This window comes from Streptomyces sp. NPDC004610 (assembly GCF_040609715.1).
Classification (GTDB): Bacteria; Actinomycetota; Actinomycetes; order Streptomycetales; family Streptomycetaceae; genus Streptomyces.
Map to the genome: position 1 here is coordinate 1 of NZ_JBEXLA010000037.1, position 22,471 is coordinate 22,471.

Here is a 22,471-nt window from a genome sequence, read left to right on the forward strand (position 1 = left end):
CCGACGTCCTCTTCGCCATGCTCCGAGACGGCACCTACTACGATCCCCAACCTGCCCCATCACCTTGACCAAACCCATAGGGGCACCCCCCCGTCATTCCGCCTGGAGGACCAGGAGGGCGAGGTCGTCCTCCGGGGCGCCGCCGCCGAAATCGTGGACCAGGCGCCTGATCCGCTCGGCGATCAGTTCCGCGTTCAGCCCGGCGCAGCCGGACAGCGCGGTGGCCAGTCCGTCGCCGTCGTCGAACTGGCGGGAGCCGCTGCGCCGCTCGGTGACCCCGTCGGTGACGCACAGCAGCGTGTCCCCGGGCCGCAGCGCGAAGGTCTCGCTGGTGTACGTCTCGTCCTCCACCACCCCGAGCAGGGTCTGCGGCACGGCGGCGGTGCGGACGCTGCCGTCGGGCCCCAGCAGCAGCGGCAGCGGATGCCCGGCGGAGGCGAGGGTGCAGCGGACCCCGCCGTCGAACGGCGTCAGCTCGCCGTAGAGGAGGGACAGGAACCGGGTCTGGGGGCCGTCGAAGGGGGCGACCGGACCGGCGAGGGCGCGGGCCGCGGCGTCGGCGGCCTCGGTGGCGTCGTCCAGGAGGAGCTGGTTGAGGCGGTCCAGGACATCGGCGACCCGGTAGCCCTCGCGGGCCAGCAGCCGCAGCCAGGGCCGGGCCAGCCCGATGACGACGGCCGCCTCGGGCCCCTTGCCCTGCACGTCGCCGACCGCGAAGCACCAGCGGCCGTCACCGGCCGGGAAGAGGTCGTAGAAGTCACCGCTGGGGCCGCCCTTGTCGCACGGCTCGTAGACGAGGGCGCTGCGCACGCCGGGGATCTCGGCGACCGCGCCGGGCAGCAGTCCGCGCTGGAGCACGGCACTGATGGTGGCCTGCCGGGCGTACTGGCGGGCGGCGCCGATGGCGAGCGCGACCCGGCGGCCGAGATCCTCGACCAGTCCGACGACCTCGTCGGGGAAGCGGGGGCCGCCGCACCGCCCGATCACCAGCGTCCCGAGCGGCCGTCCGCCCGCGACCAGCCGGTACGCCAGTGCCGTGCCCTGGGTGCCCTGCACGCCGGGCCCGCCGAGGTTCTGGCCGGGCCAGGGGTAGGGCTCGGGGCCGCCCGGCATCCCGGTGCCGGCCAGCGGCGGTTCCTTCTCCAGGGCCCGGCGGAGTTCCTCGATCCGGTCCTCGCTGCCGTGCCAGACGCGGGCCAGCCGGGCGCCGGGCGGGGTGTCGCCCCAGCCGCGGCCCATGGCCTCGTCCTCCAGCCAGATCGCGCACCAGTCGGCGAGGCGGGGGACCAGGAGCTGTCCGGTGAGCGCGGCAACGAGATCCTCGTCGAGCTGTCCGGCGAGCAGATCGGACGCCTCGGCGAGAAACGTCAGCGCGCCCCGGCCGAGCCAGTCGCGGTCGCCGTCGCCCCGGCGGGGCTCGGGCGCGAGCAGCGCGGCGAGACCGGGTCCGCGCGGATCGTCGTACGGCTCGATCTCCTCGGCGGGGAGGCGGGACCAGACGGTCTTGCCGCCCCGGCGGTAGGTGACGCCCCACTCCTCGGAGAGCGCGGCGACCATGCGCAGGCCACGGCCGTACTCGGGGGTGTCGTCGGCGGGGCCCTCGCGCGGGGCGCGGGACGGGTGGTGGTCGCTGACCTCGACATGGAGGTCGCCGGAGACGATGTCGAGACGGCAGGCCAGCTCGATGTCCGTCCCGGCGTGGATGACGGCGTTCGTCACCAGCTCGCTCACCACGGCGAGGGTGTCGTCGACCTGCCGCGGCCCTCCCCCGCGCAGCTCCCGCGCACCCCACTCGGTGAGCGCGGCCCGGACGAGACCCCGAGCGGCCCCGGGGGCGAGCGGACCGCCGCACAGGGTGGCCCGCAGGGTGAGATCGGACGGGTTCGGATTCGCGGGATCGGACGGGGATGGGGTGGCGGGATCGGACGGGGATGGGTTGGCGGGATCGGGCAGGGACGGATTCGTGGGGTCGGACAGGGACGGGTTCGCGGGGGCGGCGGGGAAACCGGGGTCGCGCGGGGGCGGTACGGGCGCGTCTCCGCACCCTCCGCACCCCCCGTACCCCCCGCTCCCCGGCCCCACGCTCTCCCGTTGCGCCGGAATGGCCCCCATGGGCAGCTCCCCGAACAGCTCGGACGAATCCCCGCGATCGATGCCGACAGGGTGACAGACCGATCCCGTTCATAAGCGCCGAGTTACCGAAGTGGGCCGGGTTGAGTGAGTTCCCGGGCGAGGGGGTGCATGAAAGCGGCCGGATTCGACTGCGGAAGGGGTGTCCTCCGGTCAAGTTCGTGCCCCGCGTCGAAAGGGGCCGACGGGGGACCGACAGGGGGCGGCAGAGGGCGACGGGGGGGGCGACGGGATCGATGGGGGTCGGCAGGGGTCGGCAGGGGTCGGCTCGGGCGACCGGCCGGCTACTTCTCGCGCGCCCCCTCGTACATCTCCTCCAGCAGATGCCGGTACTCCCGCTCCACCACCGGCCGCTTCAGCTTCAGGCTCGGGGTGATCTCGCCGTGCTCGATGTCCAGATCCCTCGGCAGCAGCCGGAACTTCTTGATCGTCTGCCAGCGCTGGAGCCCGGCGTTGAGCTGCTGGACGTACCCCTCGACCATCGCCACGGTGGCGGGGGCGGCCACCACCTCGGCGTAGGAGCGGCCCTCCAGGCCGTTCTCCTTGGCCCACTGGAGGAGGGAGACCTCGTCGAGGGCGATCAGGGCGGTGCAGTAGTTCCGGTCGGCGCCGTGGACCAGGATGTTGGAGACGTAGGGGCACACCGACTTGAAGGAGCCCTCGATCTCGGTCGGCGCGATGTATTTGCCGCCGGAGGTCTTGAAGAGGTCCTTCTTGCGGTCGGTGATCCGCAGATAGCCGTCGGGCGACAGTTCCCCGATGTCGCCGGTGTGGAACCAGCCGTCCGGCTCCAGCACCTCGGCGGTCTGCTCGGGCAGCCCGTGGTAGCCCTCCATGATGCCGGGGCCGCGCAGCAGGATCTCGCCGTCCTCGGCGATCCGGACCTCGGTGCCGGGCAGCGGCTTGCCGACCGTGCCGGTGCGGTACGCCTCACCGGGGTTCACGAAGGACGCGGCGGAGGACTCGGTCAGCCCGTAGCCCTCCAGGATGTGGATGCCCGCGCCGGCGAAGAAGTAGCCGATCTCCGGGGCCAGCGCCACCGACCCCGACACACAGGCGCGCAGCCGCCCGCCGAAGGCGTCCCGCAGCTTGGCGTAGACGAGCCTGTCGGCGACCTTGTGCTTGGCGGCGAGCCCGAACGGCACGCTCGCCGACCCGGTGCGCCGGAAGTTGTCCTGGGAGACCTTGGCGTACTCCCGGGCGATCCCGGCCGCCCACTGGAAGATCTTGAACTTGGCGGGCCCGCCCGCACGGGCCTTCGCGGCGACCCCGTTGTAGACCTTCTCGAAGATCCGGGGCACGGCGGCCATGTACGTCGGCCGCACCACGGGCAGATTCTCGATGATCTTGTCGACCCGGCCGTCGACGGCGGTGACGTGCCCGACCTCGATATGTCCCGAGGTGAGCACCTTGCCGAAGACATGCGCGAGCGGCAGCCACAGGTACTGGACGTCGTCCTTGTCGGTCAGTCCGGTGGCGGCGATGGCCTTCGCCATATAGGACCAGTTGTCGTGCGGCAGGCGGACGCCCTTGGGGCGGCCGGTGGTGCCGGAGGTGTAGATCAGGGTGGCGAGCTGGTCCTTGGTGATGGCGCCGACGCGCTTGGTGACCAGGTCGGGGTCCTTCTCCAGCCGGGCGGCGCCGCGCGCCTCCAGATCGGCGAGGGTGAGCACATGGTCGTCGGCGGTGTCCACGCCCTCGGCGTCGATCACCACGACATGGGTCAGCTCGGGCAACTCGGCGCGCTTCTCGACCGCCTTGGCGAGTTGCTCGGCGTTCTCCGCGATCAGCACCCGGCTGCCGGAGTCGGCCAGGATGAACGCCGATTCACCGGCGTTGGTCTGCGGGTAGACGGTGGTGGTGGCGGCGCCGGCGCACATGATGCCGAGGTCGGCGAGGATCCACTCGATCCGGGTGGCGGCGGCGAGCGCGACGCGTTGTTCGGGCTCGACGCCGAGTTCGATCAGTCCGGCGGCGATGGCGTAGACCCGCTCGGCGGTCTGCGCCCAGGTCAGCGACTTCCAGTCGTCCGGACCCTGACCGGAGGCGGCGGGCACGGGGTGGCGGTACGCCTCGGCGTCCGGCGTGGCCGAGACCCGCTCCAGGAAGAGGCCCGCGACGGACGGCGGCCGGTTCTCGATCAAGGTCTGTGTGTCGGTCACGACGTCCTCCGGGGCGGCTGTTGTCATCGCTCACCCGTTCCTACCCACGCGCTCTTGTTTAACTCGCGAGTAACTAGCGGGCAGGGACAGAGTAGAGGTCGACCGGCCAGCGCGTAAGGCTCCGCGTTGGGTGAGTTGGTGGGGGGGTGGTCTTGGCGGGGGGGCCAGGGCTGGGGGCGCTGGGGGGAGGGGGGTCAGTGCCGGGGGGCAGCGCCGGGGGGAGTGCCGGGGGCCAGCGCCGTCGAAGACAGGGGTCCACCATGGCCGGGGTGTGGGGCGTCCATGGCCGGGGGGGGGAGGGACGGGGCGTCCATGCCTGGGGCGGGGCCTCCACTGCCGAGTGCCGGGCCTCCAGTGCCGGGCGGTGAGGCGTCCACGCTCGGGGAGGGTGGGGTGCCCGCTCCCGCACCGGGGGCGGGCACCCCACGCCCGCGGGCCGGGGCGTTCGCTCCCGGGTAGGCCGACGGCCGTGGCTTTCGGGGCGGGCGAGGGCCTTGTCTTGTCGGGGCGAGGAGGGCTTTCACCGCCCGGGGCGGGGGGGCTTCGCTCCCGGGGCGGGGAGGGGCCTTCACCTCCGGAGCCGGGCCGAGGGCGGTTGCACCGGGACGGGCCGAGAGAGGGCGCTCCCAGGACGGACGGAGGCGTATCGCCCCGGGACGGACGGAGAGGTACCGCCCCCGGGACAAGCCGAGGACGAACGCTCCCGTAAACGAGCCAGGTGGGCGCCGCCACGGACCAGGCCACACCTGCAACAGACCGGGGCCGCCACGCCCGTCACGGGCCAAGGCCACCACCCCGCTGGGACGGGACAAGGGACTACCACCTGCACGACGAACGGAGAGGAATCGCCCCGGGGACGGCCCCAGAACGGACGCTCCCAGGTCGGCACCTCCGGAATAAACCGGGGGCACCCCCGCAACAGACCAGGGCCACCACGCCCAGAACAGGCCAAGGCCACCACCCCCGCAACCGGCCGGAGGCCCACCGCACAGGCGTGCGACAGGCCCCCGGCAAGATCAGCGGAGCGCCCCCGCTACCTCTCTACTTCTTCGCCTTCGCCGAAGACCCGTCGTCGCTGGAGAGCACCGCGATGAACGCCTCCTGCGGTACCTCCACCGCGCCCACCATCTTCATCCGCTTCTTGCCCTCCTTCTGCTTCTCCAGCAGCTTCCGCTTACGGGAGATGTCACCGCCGTAGCACTTGGCGAGGACGTCCTTGCGGATGGCGCGGATGGTCTCGCGGGCGATCACCCGGGAGCCGATGGCGGCCTGCACCGGCACCTCGAAGTTCTGCCGCGGGATCAGTTCCTTCAGCTTGGCGACCAACCGGACCCCGTACGCGTACGCCTGGTCCTTGTGGGTGATCGCGGAGAACGCGTCGACCTTGTCGCCGTGCAGCAGGATGTCGACCTTGACCAGGGACGACGCCTGCTCGCCGGTGGGCTCGTAATCCAGCGAGGCGTAACCGCGGGTCTTGGACTTCAGCTGGTCGAAGAAGTCGAAGACGATCTCCGCGAGCGGCAGCGTGTAGCGGATCTCGACCCGGTCCTCGGAGAGGTAGTCCATCCCGAGCAGGGTGCCGCGCCGCGTCTGGCACAGCTCCATGATCGCGCCGATGAACTCGGTCGGCGCGAGGACGGTGGCCCGCACGACCGGCTCGTAGACCTCCTCGATCTTGCCCTCGGGGAACTCGCTCGGGTTGGTGACGATGTGCTCGACGCCATCCTCCATGATCACCCGGTAGACCACGTTGGGCGCCGTCGCGATCAGGTCGAGGCCGAACTCGCGCTCCAGCCGCTCCCGGATCACATCGAGGTGGAGCAGCCCGAGGAAACCGACGCGGAAGCCGAAGCCGAGCGCGGCGGAGGTCTCCGGCTCGTAGACCAGGGCGGCATCGTTGAGCTGGAGCTTGTCGAGGGCCTCGCGCAGCTCGGGGTAGTCGGAGCCGTCCAGCGGATACAGGCCCGAGAAGACCATCGGCTTCGGGTCCTTGTAGCCGCCGAGCACCTCCGTGGCGCCCTTGTGCTGGCTGGTGACGGTGTCACCGACCTTGGACTGGCGGACGTCCTTCACCCCGGTGATCAGATAGCCCACCTCGCCGACGCCGAGCCCGTCGGCCGGGAGCATCTCGGGCGAGTTGGTGCCGATCTCCAGCAGCTCGTGCGTGGCGCCGGTGGACATCATCCGGATCCGCTCACGCCGGTTGAGCTGGCCGTCGATGACCCTGACGTACGTCACCACACCGCGATACGAGTCATAGACCGAGTCGAAGATCATGGCGCGGGCGGGCGCGTCCTTGACGCCGACCGGCGGCGGGACCTCGGCGACCACCTTGTCCAGCAGCGCCTCCACACCGAGCCCGGTCTTGGCGGAGACCTTCAGCACGTCGTCCGGGTCGCACCCGACCAGATTCGCCAGCTCCTCCGAGAACTTCTCGGGCTGCGCGGCCGGCAGGTCGATCTTGTTGAGCACGGGGATGATCGTGAGGTCGTTCTCCATCGCCAGATAGAGATTGGCGAGGGTCTGGGCCTCGATGCCCTGGGCGGCGTCGACCAGGAGGACCGTGCCCTCGCAGGCGGCGAGGGACCGCGAGACCTCATAGGTGAAGTCGACGTGCCCGGGGGTGTCGATCATGTTGAGGATGTGCGTGTTGGTCTTGTCGTGGGTCGGGGCCCACGGCAGCCGCACCGCCTGGGACTTGATCGTGATGCCGCGCTCGCGCTCGATGTCCATCCGGTCGAGGTACTGAGCACGCATCTGCCGCTGCTCGACCACGCCGGTCAGCTGGAGCATCCGGTCGGCGAGCGTGGACTTGCCGTGGTCGATGTGCGCGATGATGCAGAAATTGCGGATCAGAGCCGGGGCGGTACGGCTCGGCTCGGGCGCATGGTTAGGGGTCGCGGGCACGCAGGGTCCTGTCTCTTGAGGCGCCTTATGCCTCGGGTCGGATCGACACTCGGATCGACACGTATCGACACGTAGCTTCTATGGTCCGCTATGGTCCGCGTCCATGGTCCCATGGGCGGCGACCGGCGGCCGGTTTGGGCCGCCCCTGGAGCCGCTGGTATCGTGGGCCGCTGTGTCTCATGCCCTCTCTGCGCGAGGCACTCCAGCAGAAATCATCGGTCGTCGACCGGTGATCGTCGGTAATCATCATCGGTACGGGACCCCCGCGGCCCCGCACCAGAACCTGCAAAGGCTCATTCGTGGCGAACATCAAGTCCCAGATCAAGCGGATCAAGACCAACGAGAAGGCCCGGCTGCGGAACAAGGCCGTCAAGTCCTCCCTGAAGACCGCGGTCCGCAAGGCCCGTGAGGCCGCTGCCGCGGGTGACGTCGAGAAGGCCACCGAGTACCAGCGCGCCGCCGCGCGTCAGCTCGACAAGGCCGTCTCCAAGGGCGTCATCCACAAGAACCAGGCCGCCAACAAGAAGTCGGCGCTGGCGTCGAAGGTCGAGTCCCTCAAGGGCTGATCCCTCTCTTGATCTGACAGGCCCCCGTCGGGGCCCGATGATCTGACGGGCCCCCGCTGGGGTCCGACCGGTTCCACGCGGTTCGCTTCGCTCCGCGGGATCCGGCCGCCGGGAGGATCAGGGCGGGCCCTCTCTCATCCGCCCCCGACCGGCACCCCGAGGACCGCGCGCGGCCTGCGTTCGCCACGCGGGCGCGGTCCCTTCCGCATCATCCGAAGGCCCCGCCTCACCACCCTTCCCCAGGGGGTGGGGCGGGGCTTTTGCGTTGAGGGCGGGCGGGGGGCATTTGTGTTGCGCGCGGGCTGGGGGAGCTTTTGCGTTGCGCGCGGGCGCGGGACTTTCGCGTTGCGCGCTCTGTCCACTACTCCTTTTTCTCGGGTTTCTCGGGTTTCCCGGGCAGGTCGCGGCGGGCCCGGGTCGCCGCGCGCTTGATCTCCCAGGGGTCGGCCGGCGGGCCCAGATGGGCCAGCTTGTCGGGGTTGATCACCGAGCGGACGGTGTGGATCCGCCCGTCCGCGATCTCCAGCGCCATCACCCCGAACACCTTGCCGTCCGCCGTCCGCAGCACGGCTCCCGGCCCCGCGTTCACCGTCCGTGACTCGATCCGCACACCGACCGGGGCCAGCAGCGGGGCGAACGCGGCCAGCACCCGCGCCGCGTTGTCGGCGCCGACGACCGGCCGGGCGAACTGCGGCGCCTTGCCCCCTCCGTCGCCCACCACCGTGGCATCCCCGGCGAGCAGGTCCCGCAGCCCGTCCACATCCCCCTCCCGGAAGGCGTCGAAGAACCGCCCCGCCAGCGCCTCCCGCTCCTCCCGCCCGGCGTCGAAACGGGGTCTCCCGGCCGCCATGTGCCGTCGCGCCCGCACCGCCAGCTGACGGCAGGCGGCCTCGGAACGCCCCACGGCCGACGCGATCTCCGGGAAGCCGAACCCGAACGCCTCCCGCAGGACGAACACCGCCCGCTCCAGCGGACTGAGCCGCTCCAGCAGCAGCAACGCCGCCATCGACAGGGAGTCGGCCAGCTCCGCCGACCGCTCCGGATCCTCGTACGGATCGCTCAGCAGCGGCTCGGGGAACCAGGGCCCGACATACGCCTCCCGGCGCACCCGCGCCGAGCGCAGGACGTCGATGGAGATACGGGTGACGACGGTCGAGAGGTAGGCCCTGACCGATCTGGGGCGGGTTTCGGGGCCCTGGAACCGCAGCCAGGTCTCCTGGACCGCGTCCTCGGCCTCCGCCACGCTGCCGAGGATCCGGTAGGCGAGGGAGAAGAGCAGCGGTCGCAGCTCCTCGAACTCCTCGGATGCGTCGATAGCTACATCAGATGCGTCCATCACACACCTTTGACGGGGTGGGGTGGGGTGGGTGTGACATGGGCGGGGTGCGGCGGGGGCGGGCCCACGGCGTCGGACGACGGGGGTCAGCCAGCAGGCATCGGGCATCGGGCATCGAGCAATGGGCGTACGGCGACGGGGGTCGGGCGGCCGGCGAGTGGCAACGGCGTCGAGTGACCGGCGTCAGGCGACGGATGCCGGGCGAGGGGGGGCCGGGCGACCAGCAGCGGCATCGGGCGACGGGTGCCAGGCGACCTGCGACCGGCAACCAGCAGCGGCACCGGATGACCAGCGACAACACCACGCGACCGGCAGCAGCGCCAAGCGACCGGCAACGGCGACCGGTCACGGGCGCCCGAGGCGGCGCCCCCTCCACCGCCGAGACCCCCTCGTCACCGCCCCCGCATCCGCGCGGCCCGCGCCACCGCCACCACCGCCTTCTCCAACGCGTACCCGGGATCGTCCCCGCCCCCCTTCACGCCCGCGTCCGCCTCCGCGATGGCCCGTAGTGCCGTCGACACCCCGTCCGGTGTCCAGCCCCGCATCTGCTGCCGCACCCGGTCGATCTTCCAGGGCGGCATTCCCAGCTCCCGGGCGAGATCCCCGGGCCGACCGCCCCGGGCGGACGACAGCTTCCCGATCGCCCGCACCCCCTGGGCCAGCGCGCTGGTGATGAGGACCGGCGCCACGCCCGTCGAGAGGGACCAGCGCAGTGCCTCCAGCGCCTCGGCGGCCCGGCCCTCCACCGCCCGGTCGGCGACGGTGAAGCTGGACGCCTCCGCCCGGCCCGTGTAGTACCGCCCGACGACGGCCTCGTCGATCGTGCCCTCGACATCCGCGACCAGCTGCGCCACCGCCGACGCCAGCTCCCGCAGATCGCTCCCGATGGCGTCGACCAGCGCCTGGCACGCCTCCGGTGTCGCCGACCGCCCCAGCGCCCGGAACTCCGCTCTGACGAACGCCAGCCGGTCCGCCGGTTTGGTCATCTTCGGGCACGCCACCTCCCGCGCCCCCGCCTTGCGCGCGGCGTCCAGCAGGGCCTTGCCCTTGGCCGCGCCGGCGTGCAGCAGGACGAGCGTGATCTCCTCGGCGGGCGCCCCGAGATACGCCTTGACGTCCTTGATCGTGTCGGCCGAGAGATCCTGCGCGTTGCGCACCACCACGACCTTGCGCTCGGCGAAGAGCGAGGGACTGGTCAGCTCGGCCAGCGTGCCGGGCTGCAACTGGTCCGGGGTCAGATCCCGTACGTCCGTGTCGGCGTCGGCGGCCCGCGCGGCGGCCACCACCTCCTGCACGGCGCGGTCGAGCAGCAGGTCCTCCTGGCCCACGGCAATGGTCACCGGGGCGAGCGGGTCGTTGTCAGCAGTCTTCCTGGCCATCACGACAAGCATGGCACGCGGCACTGACAACGCCGCGGGCCCACCGCCCCCGGGCGGCGGCGACCGGCCCTAGGGTTCCTCCCGCCACCCGTCCCACTCCCCCGCGAACGCGTCCAGCGCGGCGGCGTCCAGCCGCCCCTCCGGGTCGCTCAGCACCAGCAGCCACTGGGCGTCCTCGGCGTCGTCCTCACCGGCCAGCGCGTCCCGCACCGGCCGGGGTTCCTCATCGGTGCCGAACCGCTCCCGAAGTGCCTCGGCGGCCTCCTCCGCGGCATCACGGTCGGGCAGCACCAGCACATGTCTCACATCACTCACGGCACCATTTTCCGCCACGGCCGACCTCGCCATGCACGGCCTGGCCTGGCCAGGCCAGGCCGGGATCCCGATGTCGCCGCTCGGCCGAATCACCCAAATCGAACGAATCAGCCGAATCAGCCGAATCAGCCAATTCGGCCGCCGAATCGACCGGCTCAGCCAGTGGCCGCCATCTGCTTGGGCACGATCTGCACATCCAGTTCGATCCGGATACTCGGGCCGACGACCGCGATCCCCCGGGCCAGCATGGTCTGCCAGCTCACCGTGAAGTCATCGCGGTGCAGTTCGGTCGTGGCACGGCACGCGGCACGCGTCTCGCCCTCCATGCCGTTGCCCAGACCCAGGTACTCGGTCTCCAGGGTGACCGTACGGGTCACGCCGTGCAGCGACAGCGCCCCCGTGACGGCCCACTTGTTCCCGCCCCGGTGGACGAACCGGTCACTGTAGAACTCGATCGTCGGGAACCGCGCCACATCCAGGAAGTCCGCCGACCGCAGATGGTCGTCCCGCATCCGGACATTGGTGTCGATGGAGGCCGCGTCGATCACCACATGCATCGCGGACTGGTCCATCTGGTCCGCGATCCGCACCGCCCCGGCGAACGCGTTGAACCGGCCGTGGATCCGGGCCAGTCCGATGTGCCGGGCGGTGAAGGCGATGGAGGAGTGCATCGGCTCCACCTCCCAGTCGCCGGAGCCCGGCAGCTGGGGCGGCGCGGCGACCTGGAGCGTCACATCGCCCAGCGAGGCGAGCGCGTCCGGGGTGACGGTTACGCTGGCCCGGAACGGGGTGAACCCCTCGGCCGACACCGCCAGCCGGTACTCCCCGGCCGGTACCGCGGTGACGAACGACCCGTAGGGGTCCGTTCTCCCGCTCACCACCGCGCGCCCCATGGCGTCACTGACCACGAACTCCGCGTTGCGCACGGGTTCGTTGACCGGGTCGATCACCCGGCAGCTGAGCACCCCGGCCTGTGGCGGCATCTGAACCGCCGCCAGCGGACTGTTCCGTTGCACCCGCTTCGTCCGGCTCCCGAGCCAGCGGCCGATCATCTGCGACACCTCTGCACCACTCGACATCCCCGTTACCGAAGAAACATTCGACCACCGATGGGGCTTTAGAGGCAACACGAGTCCACATCGCCGGAAACCAGCACGTGTGCTGGTACTACGACCGAGTAGCCCCATACACACGCTTCGCACAGGTATTACACAGAAAGCGACGGTATTCCGGCCGGACATCCGGCATCCGACCGACGCTGGCCACCCGCCGTCCCCGAGCCACTGCGGGCCGCCTCCGGACCGCCTCGGACCATCCCGGACCACCCCGGACCGCCCCCCTTGCCCCAGGCTCCCTCGTGACCACCCCGGGGTGCCCGCCGGTCAGTGATCCCACGGGTCGGCGGGTCCCGGGTGATCGGGTCCCCGGGTGAGCTACTGGTCCCCGAGTGAGCGGACGGTCCCCGAGTGAGCGGGCGGTCCTCGCGTGAGCGGGCGGTCCTCGCGTGAGCGGCTGGCGGTCCCCAGCTCAGCAGCCCCCAGGTCAACCCTCCCGCACCCTCGGCACCTCCTCCAGTACCACCCCGAACCGCTCCCGGTACGCCTCCAGCACCTCCGCATCCGACTCCAGTTCCCGTACCTCGCGCGTCCCGTCGGGGGCCGTCGCCGTCAGCCTGCGCCCGCCGAGTGTGATCCGCCCGCCCTCCTCGGTGACCCGTGAACACACCAGTGACCGCCGGAAATGCGACTCCGGCGAGGTGCTGTGCCACCAGGCCCCGGCGGTGAAGTCGGCGAGCACGCGCGGCCGTACCTCCAGCCGGTACTCCGGCCTGCCGTTCTTGAGAACATCCAGGTCGCCGTCCGCCGACGCCGATCCACCCCGCACCCCGGCCCGGTCCGGCCCCGCCTCGATGATCCGGAACACCCCGGCGGAATCGGTCTGTTCGCCCCGGTCCCCGAAGGTCAGGGGCCAGTGGCTCAGCGACCCGTACCCGACGTCCGCCAGCCACTCGCCCCCGTCCACCGTCCGCACCCGCAGCGCCAGATGGTCGTACGGAATCCCGGTGCGCCCCTCGTCCCCGTACACCCGCCCGGCGAGCAGGGTGACATCGAAGCCCAGCGCCTTCAGCAGCGCGGCGAACGCCCCGTTGAGTTCGTAGCAGAAGCCTCCCCTGCGGGCCCCGACCAACTTGTCCACCAGCTGTTTCTCCTCCAGGACGATCGGCTCGCCCAGATGCAGCGAGAGGTTCTCGAAGGGGACGCTCTGGAGGTGGCGCAGATGCAGCTCACGCAGGACGTCGACGGTGGGCCACGCCGGGTGCTCGACGCCCAGTCGGCGGAGATATGCATCAACCTGTGCGGAATTCATGCCATCAGTCTCCCGCCACCCGAAGCGTCCCGTCTCCACCCGTCACCGCGAGCGACCCTTCCTGGTCCGTGCGCAGCACCCGCGCCCCGGCCGATCTGAGCGCCGCGACCGTGCTCGGCGCGGGATGCCCGTAGCGGTTGTCCCGGCCGCAGCTGATCAACGCCACCCTCGGCGCCACCGCGCGCAGCAGCCCGGGATCCTGGTACGCCGAGCCGTGATGGGCCACCTTCAGGACATCCACCCGGCGCAGCAGGGCCGCCGCCGGAGATCTCAGCAGCGCCTGCTGGGCCGGGGGTTCGAGGTCCCCGAGGAGCAGCATCCGCAGTCCGCCGGAGCGGACCAGCATCGTCACACTCGCGTCGTTCGGCCCCTCCGGAGGCGGCACCGGCTCGCGCGGCGGCCACAGCACCTGCCAGCCGAGCCCGCCGCCCGCGCCGCGCACCTCCCCCGCGACCGCCCGCCGCACCGGAACGCCCCGGGCCGCCGCCTCCCGCCGCACGAACGCCGCCTGATCGGCCGGTTCCTCGTGCCCGGTCGTCTCGATCGCCGCCACGGCACGGCCCCGCAGCACCCCCGGCAGCCCCGCCACATGGTCGGCGTGGAAGTGGGTGAGGACGACCAGCGGCACCCGGGTGATGCCGAGCGCGCGCAGACAGCGGTCCACCGCGCCCGGGTCCGGCCCGGCGTCCACCACCACCCCGCTGCCCTCCCCGGCCGCCAGCACGGTCGCGTCGCCCTGCCCCACATCGCACATCGCCAACCGCCACCCCGGCGGCGGCCACCCCGTGATCACCCGGGTCAGCGGCGCCGGCCGCACCACGATCAGGGCCAGCAGCAGCGCGCACACCGCGCACAGCCACGGCCTCGCCACCATCCGCCGCCCGGCGTACAGCGCCCCCGCCGTCACCAGCGCCAGCAGCGCCGCCCCCGCCCAGCTCCCCGGCCAGTCGATCCCGGCGCCCGGCAGCGCCGCCCCGGTCCGCGCGATCCCGGCGATCCAGCCGGTGGGCCAGCCCGCGCACCACGCCAGCGCCTCGGCCACGGGCAGCGCCAGCGGGGCCACCGCCAGCGCCGCGAACCCCAGCACCGTCGCCGGTGCCACCGCGAACTCCGCCAGCAGATTGCACGGCACCGCCACCAGGCTGACCCGCGCCGACAGCACCGTCACCACCGGAGCGCACAGCGCCTGCGCCGCGCCCGCCGCCGCCAGCGCCTCCGCGAGCCCGGACGGCACCCCGCGCCGCCGCAGCGCCACGCTCCACCGAGGCGCCAGCGTCAGCAACGCCCCGGTCGCCAGCACCGACAGCAGGAAGCCGTAACTCCGGGCCAGCCACGGGTCGTACAGCACCAGCAGCAGCACGGCCGTGGCCAGTGCCGGGATCAGTGACCGGCGTCGCCCGGTGGCCAGCGCCAGCAGGACGACCGCCCCGCAGGCAGCCGCCCGCAGCACACTCGGATCCGGTCGGCACACCACGACGAAGGCCAGCGTGAGCACCCCGCCGCACACCGCCGTCGCCCGCAGCGACAGCCCGAACCGGGCCGCGGCGCCCCGCCGTTCCGCCCGTTGCGCCAGCCCCGGCGGCCCCAGCAGCAGGGCCAGGACAATGGTGAGATTGCTCCCGGACACCGCCAGCAGATGCGTGAGATCCGTCTCCTTGAACGCCTCGTCCAGTTCCGGAGTGATGCGCGAGGTGTCCCCGACGACCAGCCCCGGCAGCAGCGCCCGCGCGTCGGCCGGCAGCCCGTCGGTCGCCTCCCGCAGCCCGGCCCGCAGTCTCCCCGCGAACCGCTGGCTGGCACTGGGCCCCGCCACCACCTCGAACGACGCCGGCTCCCGCACCCGCAGCACCGCCGCCAGCCGCCCGCCCTCCGCCGTCACCGGCGCCAGCCGCCCTTCCACCCGCACCCGCGTCGAGGGCAACAACCCGAGCCACGGCGACCGCACGACCGCCCCGCTTTCCGGTACGGCCCCTTCCTCGACCGCCACACCCTCACGCCCGGCCCCACCCACGACCGCCACGCCCCCACGCCCGGCCGATTCCACGACCGCCACACCCTCACGCCCGGCCCCGTCAGCCGCAGCCCGATCAGCCCGATCCCCGCGAGCCCCGAACTCCGCCCCTCCACCACTCCCCTCCCCGGAACCCACCAGGCCCCCACTCCGCCCCCCAGAACCCACCGCACCACCCTCACGCGCCCCGGATCCCGCCCCACCACCACCCCGCTCCCCAGAGTCCACGATCACCAGCACCGGCGTCCGGGTCAGCGTCCGCGTGCCCGCCACCCCCGCACCACCACCCCCCGCCTCCACGGCCACCACCTCGGCGGGCACCAGCACCGACGCCGGTACGGCGCGATCCCCGCTGATCCTCGGCCGGGACAGCCGTGGATCGGCGGTCACCGTCACCTCCGCGGTCACCGAGGCGAACCGGCCCGCCAGCTCCGGCACCGGCCCTCTGCGCAGATCCGCCCCGTGCATCCCGGCCGTCGCCGCCGCCGCTGCGACGCACAGCAGCACCGCCCCGACCGTGACCCGCAGCCGCGCCCGCGCCCCCGCCCCCGCCCCTTCCCGGTGCCCTCTCCGCCACGGCACCAGCAGCAGACCGGCGCCCACCAGGCACCCCGCGCTCACCCCGACGACCCACCCGGGCGGAAGGTCCAGCGCCACCGCCGCCATCGCCCAGGCCGCCAGCGCGGGCGGGACGAGCCGCAGGTCCGTGGGCCCCTCCTGCCGGGGATGGGCGTGGCCGAGCCGACTGTCCGCGTCCGCGTGGACCGCCCTGCGTCCCAGGGACCCGCGCATCCCCGCCGTCCGCGTCCCCGTCATGGCCGGACCAGATCCCGCAGATCGGCGAACCGCCGCTCCCCGATCCCCTTGACGTCCCGCAACTCGTCCACCGACCGGAATCCGCCCTGCTGTGTGCGGTGGTCGAGGATGTGCTGCGCCAGCACCGGACCGACGCCGGGCAGGCTGTCGAGCTGCTCCAGGGTGGCCGTGTTGAGGGAGACGGGCCCGGCGGCACCCGCACCGGGCACACCTTCGGCCGCACCCGTACCCATACCCGTACCCACCGGCGCCCCCGGCGGTGCGGGCTCCCCCACGACCACCTGTTCACCGTCGACCAGCACCCGCGCCCGGTTGAGCCCGTCGAGCTTCGCCCCCGGCCGCACCCCGCCCGCCGCCGACAACGCGTCCTCGACCCGCGACCCCACCGGAAGCCGATGCACCCCGGGCTCCCGCACCTTGCCACCGACATCGACCACGACGACCCCACCGGCCGCCCCCGTCGCCTCACCGGCACCCGGCACCGCCCCAGCCGCCGCCCCGGCCCCGGCCTTGGCCTCCCCCTCCCGCTTCCCGAACGGCTCCGCGGCCTCGACGATCTCCGGCGCCCGTACGCCCTGCGGTCGCCCCGTCCAGAAGTGATGCACGGCGAACCCGGCGGCCAGCACCAGGACCACCGTCAGCGCCACCACGCTCCGGCGCTCCAGCCCCACCCTGGTCTGCAACCACACCGGCATCCGCTCCCGCACCGCCGCCGAGACCCGCCCCCACCGGCTCCCGGCCGACACTCCACCGCCCCTCCCGGAGGGACCCACCCTCCACTCCAGGTCAGCCACAGGCGCCTCAACCCCTGGAGGCCCCACCCCCACCCCCGCCCCCTCCTCGACCCCACCCGTCTCCCCGAAGATCAGATCGGCCCGGCGGCGCAGCTCCCGCGCCGAGGCATGCCCGTGCCGAGCCCTGCCCCGCACGGGCGAACGGCGCTGACGGCTCCGGCTGTCGGAACCCGGACGACGACCGGGCCCACTGGTCGCGGACCTGCTGTGTGAACGTGCTCGAAGTGCCATACGGCGAGGATGGATCACCTCACCCGAACCGCGATGATCTTGCTCAATTCCCGGGGACGACCCACCGATTGTGGATAACTCCGTCACCCGCACGAGTGAATCCGCGCCCCCTACCCAGGGAGAGGAACCGCCCAACGCCCAGCAACGCCAGGGAACTTCACCTGGCCCGCCGCCGCCTCGATGAAACCCGCCGACCCTCAGCGCGCGGAGACCACGACCCCCAGCAACCCCGGCCCGGTGTGCGCCCCGATGACCGCCCCGACCTCACTGACATGCAGCTCCGCGATCCCCGGCACCCGCTCCCGCAACCGGTCCGCGAGCGCCGACGCCCGGTCGGGGGCGGAGAGATGGTGGACGGCGATATCGACCTGACCGGCGCCGGCCCGCTCGGCGGCCAGCTCCTCCAGCCGGGCAATCGCCTTGGACGCCGTACGGACCTTCTCCAGCGGCTCGATCCGGCCGCCTTGGAGCTGAAGCAGAGGTTTCACGGCAAGCGCGGAGCCCAGCAGGGCCTGGGCTGCGCCGATCCGGCCGCCCCGGCGCAGATAGTCGAGGGTGTCGACATAGAAGTAGGCGGAGGTGCCCGCCGCGCGTTTCTCGGCGGCGGTGACGGCCTCGTCCACCGTGCCGCCCGCCTCCGCCGCCTCGGCCGCCGCGAGCGCGCAGAAGCCGAGGGCCATCGCGATCATCCCGGTGTCGACCACCCGCACCGGCACCGGCGCCTCGCGGGCCGCGACCACCGCCGCGTCGTAGGTGCCGGAGAGTTCGGCGGAGAGATGGAGCGAGACGATGCCGTCCGCGCCGGACTCCGCGACCCGGCGGTAGGTCTCGGCGAACATCCGCGGGCTGGGCCGGGAGGTGGTGACGGGACGTCGTTTCTGTAGCGCCTGGGCGAGGGAACGGGTGGAGATCTCCGTGCCCTCTTCGAGCGCGCGGTCGCCGAGAACCACCGTCAGCGGTACCGCGGTGATGCCGTGACGCTCCATCGCCCGGGGCGGCAGGTAGGCCGTTGAATCGGTGACGATCGCGACATGGCGGGACATGAGCTGGAGGTTACCTGCCGTAGTGCCGGGTCGGCAGCCCGGCCGGGTGAGCCCTTCGCGGGGGTGGCGTGATCAGGTGGTGCTCTCGGGGCGGGTGTTCTTCTGCCACGGGTAGGTCGGGCTCGGGGCGGGTGGGGTGATCGCGGGCCGGGTGGGCTCCTCCGCGGTCCGTGAGCGGGTGTCGTCCGGCCAGGTCTGGTCGTCGGTCGCGGCGGCGGTGGCCGGGGCCTCGGGCCAGGGCGGCGGGGTGGCTTTGGAGGCGTCGGAGGCGGAAGCGGACGGGGTGGAGGTACCGGGGTCCGGCGCGACCGTGTCCCAGTGCCGCAGGGCGCCGGCCTCCATGTCGATCTGGGTGCTGAGCGAGTCCAGATCGTCGTCGGCGAACCGGCGGGCGCGGTCCCGGGCGGCCCAGCGCAGGGAGTCGGCCGAGCCGGTGATGCGCTCGGTGCGCTCCCGCAGTCCCGGCAGCCGCTCGGCGAGGGTCTCCCGGTCGGGCTCGGACTCCATCCGGCGCAGCTCGGCGTCCAGCTCATGGCCGTGGGCGCTGAGGCGCTCGAACAGGGACAGGGACTCCTTCAGCGACTCGTCCTCGCCGACGCCCGCGTGCAGCGCGTCCTGGGTGGCGCGCATCGAGGTGCGCAGCTTCAGTCTGAGCTGGGCGATCTCACCGACGGGGCCGGGCTGAGCGAAGGACTTGGCACGCAGGGTGTGGTCCTCGACGGTACGACGGGCCTGGGTGACCGTGCGGTTCACACCGCGCTTGGCGGCGCCGACCGCCTTCACCGTGGCCCAGGCGCCCACCGCGAGGAAGAGCACGAAGAGCAGGGCGAACACTGCGATCACGGCTTCCACGACGCTCCTCCTCAAGCGGGCGGCGGCACAGCACGCGCCGCTCTTCCACGGTAAACGCTGCGGACGGTCCGCGAGTTCCACCGGAACCCGGAACCACCCCGCACTCGCCCCCGACGGATCCCGTAGGGGATCTCCGGCAGCGGGCGCGGCCACCCCCGTGGGCTCCCCTACGGGCGGCTACCGCCCCCGCCAACCGCACCCACCACACCGGCCGCACCCGCCACACTCGCCGCACTTCTGAGCCCAAGCCCCGGACTCACCGCACCCCTGAGCCCGAGCCCCGGACCCACCGCACCCCTAGCCCGGGAACCACAAACCCACCACTCCCCCACCCCTAGCCAGGGGAACCCCACCCCACCCCCCGCTCCACCACTCCCGCCCCCACTACTCCGGAACGATGTTCACCAGCTTCGGCGCCCGCACGATCACCTTCCGGATCCCGGCCCCGCCCAGCGCCGCGACGACCTTCTCGTCGGCCAGGGCGACCTTCTCCAGTTCGTCGTCGGAGATGCCCGGCGGCACCTCCAGCCGGGCCTTGACCTTGCCCTTGACCTGCACCACACAGGTGACCGTGTCGTCGACCACGTACGCGGGGTCGGCGACCGGGTAGCCCTGGTGGACGACCGTGTCGGTGTGGCCCAGCTTGCGCCACAGTTCCTCGGCGATGTGCGGGGCCAGCGGGGCGATCAGCAGGACCAGGGACTCGGCGACCGGGCGCGGCACCGCGCCGCCCGCCTTGGTCAGCTGGTTGTTCAGCTCGGTGACCTTGGCGATGGCGGTGTTGAACCGCAGGCCCGCCAGATCGCCGCGGACCCCGTCGATCGCCTTGTGCAGGGCGCGCAGTGTGTCCTGGTCGGGCTCGGCGTCACTGACGGTGACCGCGCCGGTCTCCTCGTCGACGACATTGCGCCACAGCCGCTGCAACAGCCGGAACTGGCCGACGACCGCGCGGGTGTCCCAGGGCCTGGACACGTCCAGCGGGCCCATGGCCATCTCGTACAGCCGCAGGGTGTCGGCGCCGTACTCGGCGAAGATCTCGTCCGGGGTGACGGCGTTCTTCAGGGACTTGCCCATCTTGCCCAGCAGCCGGGAGACCTGCTCGCCCTGGTAGAAGTAGGCGCCGTCGCGCTCCTCGACCTCGGCCGCGGGCACCGCGATACCGCGACTGTCGCGGTAGACGTACGCCTGGATCATGCCCTGGTTGAACAGCCGGTGGAACGGCTCGGCGGAGGAGACATGTCCCAGGTCGTACAGCACCTTGGACCAGAAGCGGGCGTACAGCAGGTGCAGGACGGCGTGTTCCTGGCCGCCGACGTACAGGTCGACGCCGCCGTGCGGCATGCCCGCGCGCGGGCCCATCCAGTAGCGCTCGATCTCGGGGTCGACCAGCTTCTGGTCGTTGTGCGGGTCCAGGTAGCGCAGTTCGTACCAGCAGGAACCGGCCCAGTTGGGCATGGTGTTGGTCTCGCGGCGGTACTTCTTCGGGCCGTCGCCCAGGTCCAGGGTGACGTGCACCCAGTCCTCGTTGCGCGACAGCGGGGTCTCGGGCTGGGTGTCGGCGTCGTCGGGGTCGAAGGTGCGCGGCGAGTAGTCGTCGACCTCGGGCAGTTCCAGCGGCAGCATCGACTCGGGCAGCGCGTGGGCGGTGCCGTCCTCGTCGTAGACGATGGGGAAGGGCTCGCCCCAGTAGCGCTGGCGGCTGAACAGCCAGTCGCGCAGCCGGTAGTTGACGGTGCCCTCGCCGATGCCCTTGCGGGCCAGCCACTCGGTGATGCGGGCCTTGGCGTCGACCACGCCCAGTCCGTCCAGGGAGATGCCCTCACCGGCCGAGTTGACGATCTTGGCATCGTACGAGGAGAAGGCGTCGTCCCAGGTCGACGGGTCGGTGCCGCGGTCGTCGGAGGGCTCGACCACACAGCGCATGGGCAGTTCGAAGGCGCGGGCGAAGGCGAAGTCGCGCGTGTCATGGGCGGGGACGGCCATGATCGCGCCGGTGCCGTAGCCCATCAGGACGTAGTCGGCGATGAAGACGGGGACGCGCTCGCCGTTGACCGGGTTGACGGCGTACGCCCCGGTGAAGACGCCGGTCTTGTCCTTGGCGTCGGCCTGGCGCTCGACATCGGACTTGGCGGCGGCCTGCGCGCGGTAGGCGGCGACGGCCTCGGCGGGCGTGTCATGGCCGCCGGTCCACACCGCGCGGGTGCCCTCGGGCCAGGTGGCCGGGGTGAACTTGTCGACCAGGGGGTGTTCGGGGGCCAGCACCATGTAGGTGGCGCCGAACAGGGTGTCCTGGCGGGTGGTGAAGACGGTGATGTGCTCGCCGTCGACGGGGAAGTCGACGCGGGCGCCCTCTGAGCGGCCGATCCAGTTGCGCTGGGCCAGCTTGATGGCGTCGGGCCAGTCCAGTGCGGTCAGGTCGTCCAGCAGGCGGTCGGCGTAGGCGGTGATGCGCATGTTCCACTGGCGCAGCTTGGCCTTGAAGACGGGGAAGTTGCCGCGCTCGGAGCGGCCGTCGGCGGTGACCTCCTCGTTGGCCAGGACGGTGCCCAGGCCCGGACACCAGTTGACCGGCGCGTCGGAGGCGTAGGCCAGCCGGAACTCGCTCAGTACGTCGGCCCGTTCGGCGGCGGTCAGCGCGGGCCACGCGCGCGTGTGGCCGGGTACGGCGCGCTCACCGCTCTCGAACTGGGCGATCAGCTCGGCGATGGGGCGGGCCTTGGCGGCCTCGTCGTCGTACCAGGAGTTGAAGATCTGAACGAAGATCCACTGGGTCCACTTGTAGTAGTCCGGGTCGATCGTGGCGAACGAGCGGCGCTTGTCGTGGCCCAGGCCCAGCCGGCGCAACTGGGCCTTCATGTTGCCGATGTTGGCCTCGGTGGAGACGCGCGGGTGCGTGCCGGTCTGCACCGCGTACTGCTCGGCGGGCAGGCCGAAGGCGTCGAACCCCAGGGTGTGCAGGACGTTGTGGCCCGTCATGCGGTGGTAGCGGGCGTAGACGTCGGTGGCGATGTAGCCCAGCGGGTGGCCGACGTGCAGTCCGGCGCCGGAGGGGTAGGGGAACATGTCCATGAAGAACTTCTTGGGCTCGGCGACCACGGCCGGGTCCCCGGCCAGGTCACCGGTCGGGTTGGGCGTCTCGTAGGTGCCCTCGGCGTCCCAGAAGTCCTGCCAGCGTGCCTCGATGTCGGCGGCCAGGGCCGCCGTGTAGCGGTGCGGCGCTACCGCCTCGGAGGCGGCAGCGGGGTTCGTCTCGCTCATGATCCTCAAAGCTCCATCGATCGTCTCTGCCTGCGGCTGTGACATCCCAAGAAACGAAAAATCCCCTCGCACAGGAGGGGACGCCGCGCCGATTCCGGTCACGGTGACGACCGTGGACCGGGAGTGATCAGCGCGGCCCGCTAAGCAGAAGGCGTACGGCACGCATGGCGCTAGGGTACCGCAGCCCCCGAGCGGGCCGCGCCGGGCTTTCCGGAGCCGTCCAGTCACCGGACGTCACCTTCACCGAATCCACACGCTACCGCCAGTAACAACCCACAGAACCTGAACAGGGTTCAAGGATTAC

14 protein-coding genes are annotated in these 22,471 nt (G+C 72.2%); 1 reads left to right on the forward strand and 13 read right to left on the reverse strand.

Features of this window, described 5'->3' with window-relative positions:
• Positions 1-93: 93 nt before the first annotated feature.
• The 3 genes from ABZX40_RS32545 to lepA all read right to left on the reverse strand — a co-directional run bounded on the left by ABZX40_RS32545 (position 94) and on the right by lepA (position 7,199).
• Complete coding sequence (locus ABZX40_RS32545; RefSeq protein WP_355745871.1) at positions 94-2,112, reverse strand: SpoIIE family protein phosphatase; 2,019 nt, start codon at positions 2,110-2,112, stop codon at positions 94-96.
• 302 nt (positions 2,113-2,414) lie between these two features.
• Positions 2,415-4,292 (reverse strand): AMP-dependent synthetase/ligase, encoded by a 1,878-nt coding sequence (locus ABZX40_RS32550; RefSeq protein ID WP_355745874.1) that lies wholly within the window; start codon positions 4,290-4,292, stop codon positions 2,415-2,417.
• Positions 4,293-5,333: 1,041 nt separating this feature from the next.
• Positions 5,334-7,199, reverse strand: coding sequence for a translation elongation factor 4 (gene lepA, locus ABZX40_RS32555; protein ID WP_355745877.1), 1,866 nt, complete (start codon positions 7,197-7,199; stop codon positions 5,334-5,336).
• Positions 7,200-7,498: 299 nt separating this feature from the next.
• On the opposite strand from lepA, the gene rpsT reads away from it, so the two are divergent.
• Positions 7,499-7,765 carry a 30S ribosomal protein S20 gene (rpsT, locus tag ABZX40_RS32560; RefSeq protein WP_355745880.1) on the forward strand — a complete coding sequence of 89 codons (267 nt, stop codon included), beginning with the start codon at positions 7,499-7,501 and terminating at the stop codon, positions 7,763-7,765.
• 361 nt (positions 7,766-8,126) lie between these two features.
• Here the strand turns inward: rpsT and ABZX40_RS32565 are convergent, their stop codons facing one another.
• The 10 genes from ABZX40_RS32565 to leuS form a co-directional block, all read right to left on the reverse strand.
• On the reverse strand, positions 8,127-9,080 hold the full coding sequence (locus ABZX40_RS32565; protein WP_355746040.1) for an RNA polymerase sigma-70 factor: 954 nt from the start codon (positions 9,078-9,080) through the stop codon (positions 8,127-8,129).
• A gap of 413 nt (positions 9,081-9,493) precedes the next feature.
• Positions 9,494-10,480, reverse strand: coding sequence for a DNA polymerase III subunit delta (gene holA / locus ABZX40_RS32570; protein ID WP_355745883.1), 987 nt, complete (start codon positions 10,478-10,480; stop codon positions 9,494-9,496).
• Positions 10,481-10,549: 69 nt separating this feature from the next.
• Positions 10,550-10,795: a hypothetical protein gene (locus ABZX40_RS32575; protein WP_355745886.1), complete on the reverse strand. Its 246-nt coding sequence runs from the start codon at positions 10,793-10,795 to the stop codon at positions 10,550-10,552.
• A 155-nt stretch (positions 10,796-10,950) separates the two neighbouring features.
• Positions 10,951-11,847, reverse strand: a complete 897-nt coding sequence (locus ABZX40_RS32580; protein WP_355746042.1) for a YceI family protein — start codon at positions 11,845-11,847, stop codon at positions 10,951-10,953.
• Between the two features lie 490 nt (positions 11,848-12,337).
• Positions 12,338-13,162 carry an arylamine N-acetyltransferase gene (locus ABZX40_RS32585; RefSeq protein ID WP_355745889.1) on the reverse strand — a complete coding sequence of 275 codons (825 nt, stop codon included), beginning with the start codon at positions 13,160-13,162 and terminating at the stop codon, positions 12,338-12,340.
• Between the two features lie 4 nt (positions 13,163-13,166).
• Positions 13,167-15,989, reverse strand: a complete 2,823-nt coding sequence (locus tag ABZX40_RS32590; RefSeq protein WP_355745890.1) for a ComEC/Rec2 family competence protein — start codon at positions 15,987-15,989, stop codon at positions 13,167-13,169.
• Positions 15,986-17,014 carry a ComEA family DNA-binding protein gene (locus ABZX40_RS32595; RefSeq protein ID WP_355745891.1) on the reverse strand — a complete coding sequence of 343 codons (1,029 nt, stop codon included), beginning with the start codon at positions 17,012-17,014 and terminating at the stop codon, positions 15,986-15,988. Before ABZX40_RS32595 ends, ABZX40_RS32590 begins: the two co-directional genes overlap by 4 nt.
• Before the next feature lie 197 nt (positions 17,015-17,211).
• Positions 17,212-18,057 (reverse strand): DegV family protein, encoded by an 846-nt coding sequence (locus tag ABZX40_RS32600; protein WP_355745893.1) that lies wholly within the window; start codon positions 18,055-18,057, stop codon positions 17,212-17,214.
• A gap of 72 nt (positions 18,058-18,129) precedes the next feature.
• Complete coding sequence (locus ABZX40_RS32605) at positions 18,130-18,909, reverse strand: hypothetical protein (RefSeq protein ID WP_355745896.1); 780 nt, start codon at positions 18,907-18,909, stop codon at positions 18,130-18,132.
• A gap of 384 nt (positions 18,910-19,293) precedes the next feature.
• The gene (gene leuS, locus ABZX40_RS32610) at positions 19,294-22,167 is read right to left on the reverse strand and encodes a leucine--tRNA ligase (protein ID WP_355745899.1); all 2,874 of its coding nucleotides are present in this window, start codon (positions 22,165-22,167) and stop codon (positions 19,294-19,296) included.
• Positions 22,168-22,471: the final 304 nt, after the last annotated feature.

Bases quoted from the DNA above. Each gene is read 5' to 3' on its own strand.
- ABZX40_RS32580 (WP_355746042.1), bottom strand. From the start codon at position 11,847: ATGATCGGCCGCTGGCTCGGGAGCCGGACGAAGCGGGTGCAACGGAAC.
- ABZX40_RS32585 (WP_355745889.1), bottom strand. From the start codon at position 13,162: ATGAATTCCGCACAGGTTGATGCATATCTCCGCCGACTGGGCGTCGAG.
- ABZX40_RS32600 (WP_355745893.1), bottom strand. From the start codon at position 18,057: ATGTCCCGCCATGTCGCGATCGTCACCGATTCAACGGCCTACCTGCCG.
- leuS (WP_355745899.1), bottom strand. From the start codon at position 22,167: ATGAGCGAGACGAACCCCGCTGCCGCCTCCGAGGCGGTAGCGCCGCAC.
- ABZX40_RS32590 (WP_355745890.1), bottom strand. From the start codon at position 15,989: ATGACGGGGACGCGGACGGCGGGGATGCGCGGGTCCCTGGGACGCAGG.
- ABZX40_RS32545 (WP_355745871.1), bottom strand. From the start codon at position 2,112: ATGGGGGCCATTCCGGCGCAACGGGAGAGCGTGGGGCCGGGGAGCGGG.
- holA (WP_355745883.1), bottom strand. From the start codon at position 10,480: ATGGCCAGGAAGACTGCTGACAACGACCCGCTCGCCCCGGTGACCATT.
- ABZX40_RS32595 (WP_355745891.1), bottom strand. From the start codon at position 17,014: ATGGCACTTCGAGCACGTTCACACAGCAGGTCCGCGACCAGTGGGCCC.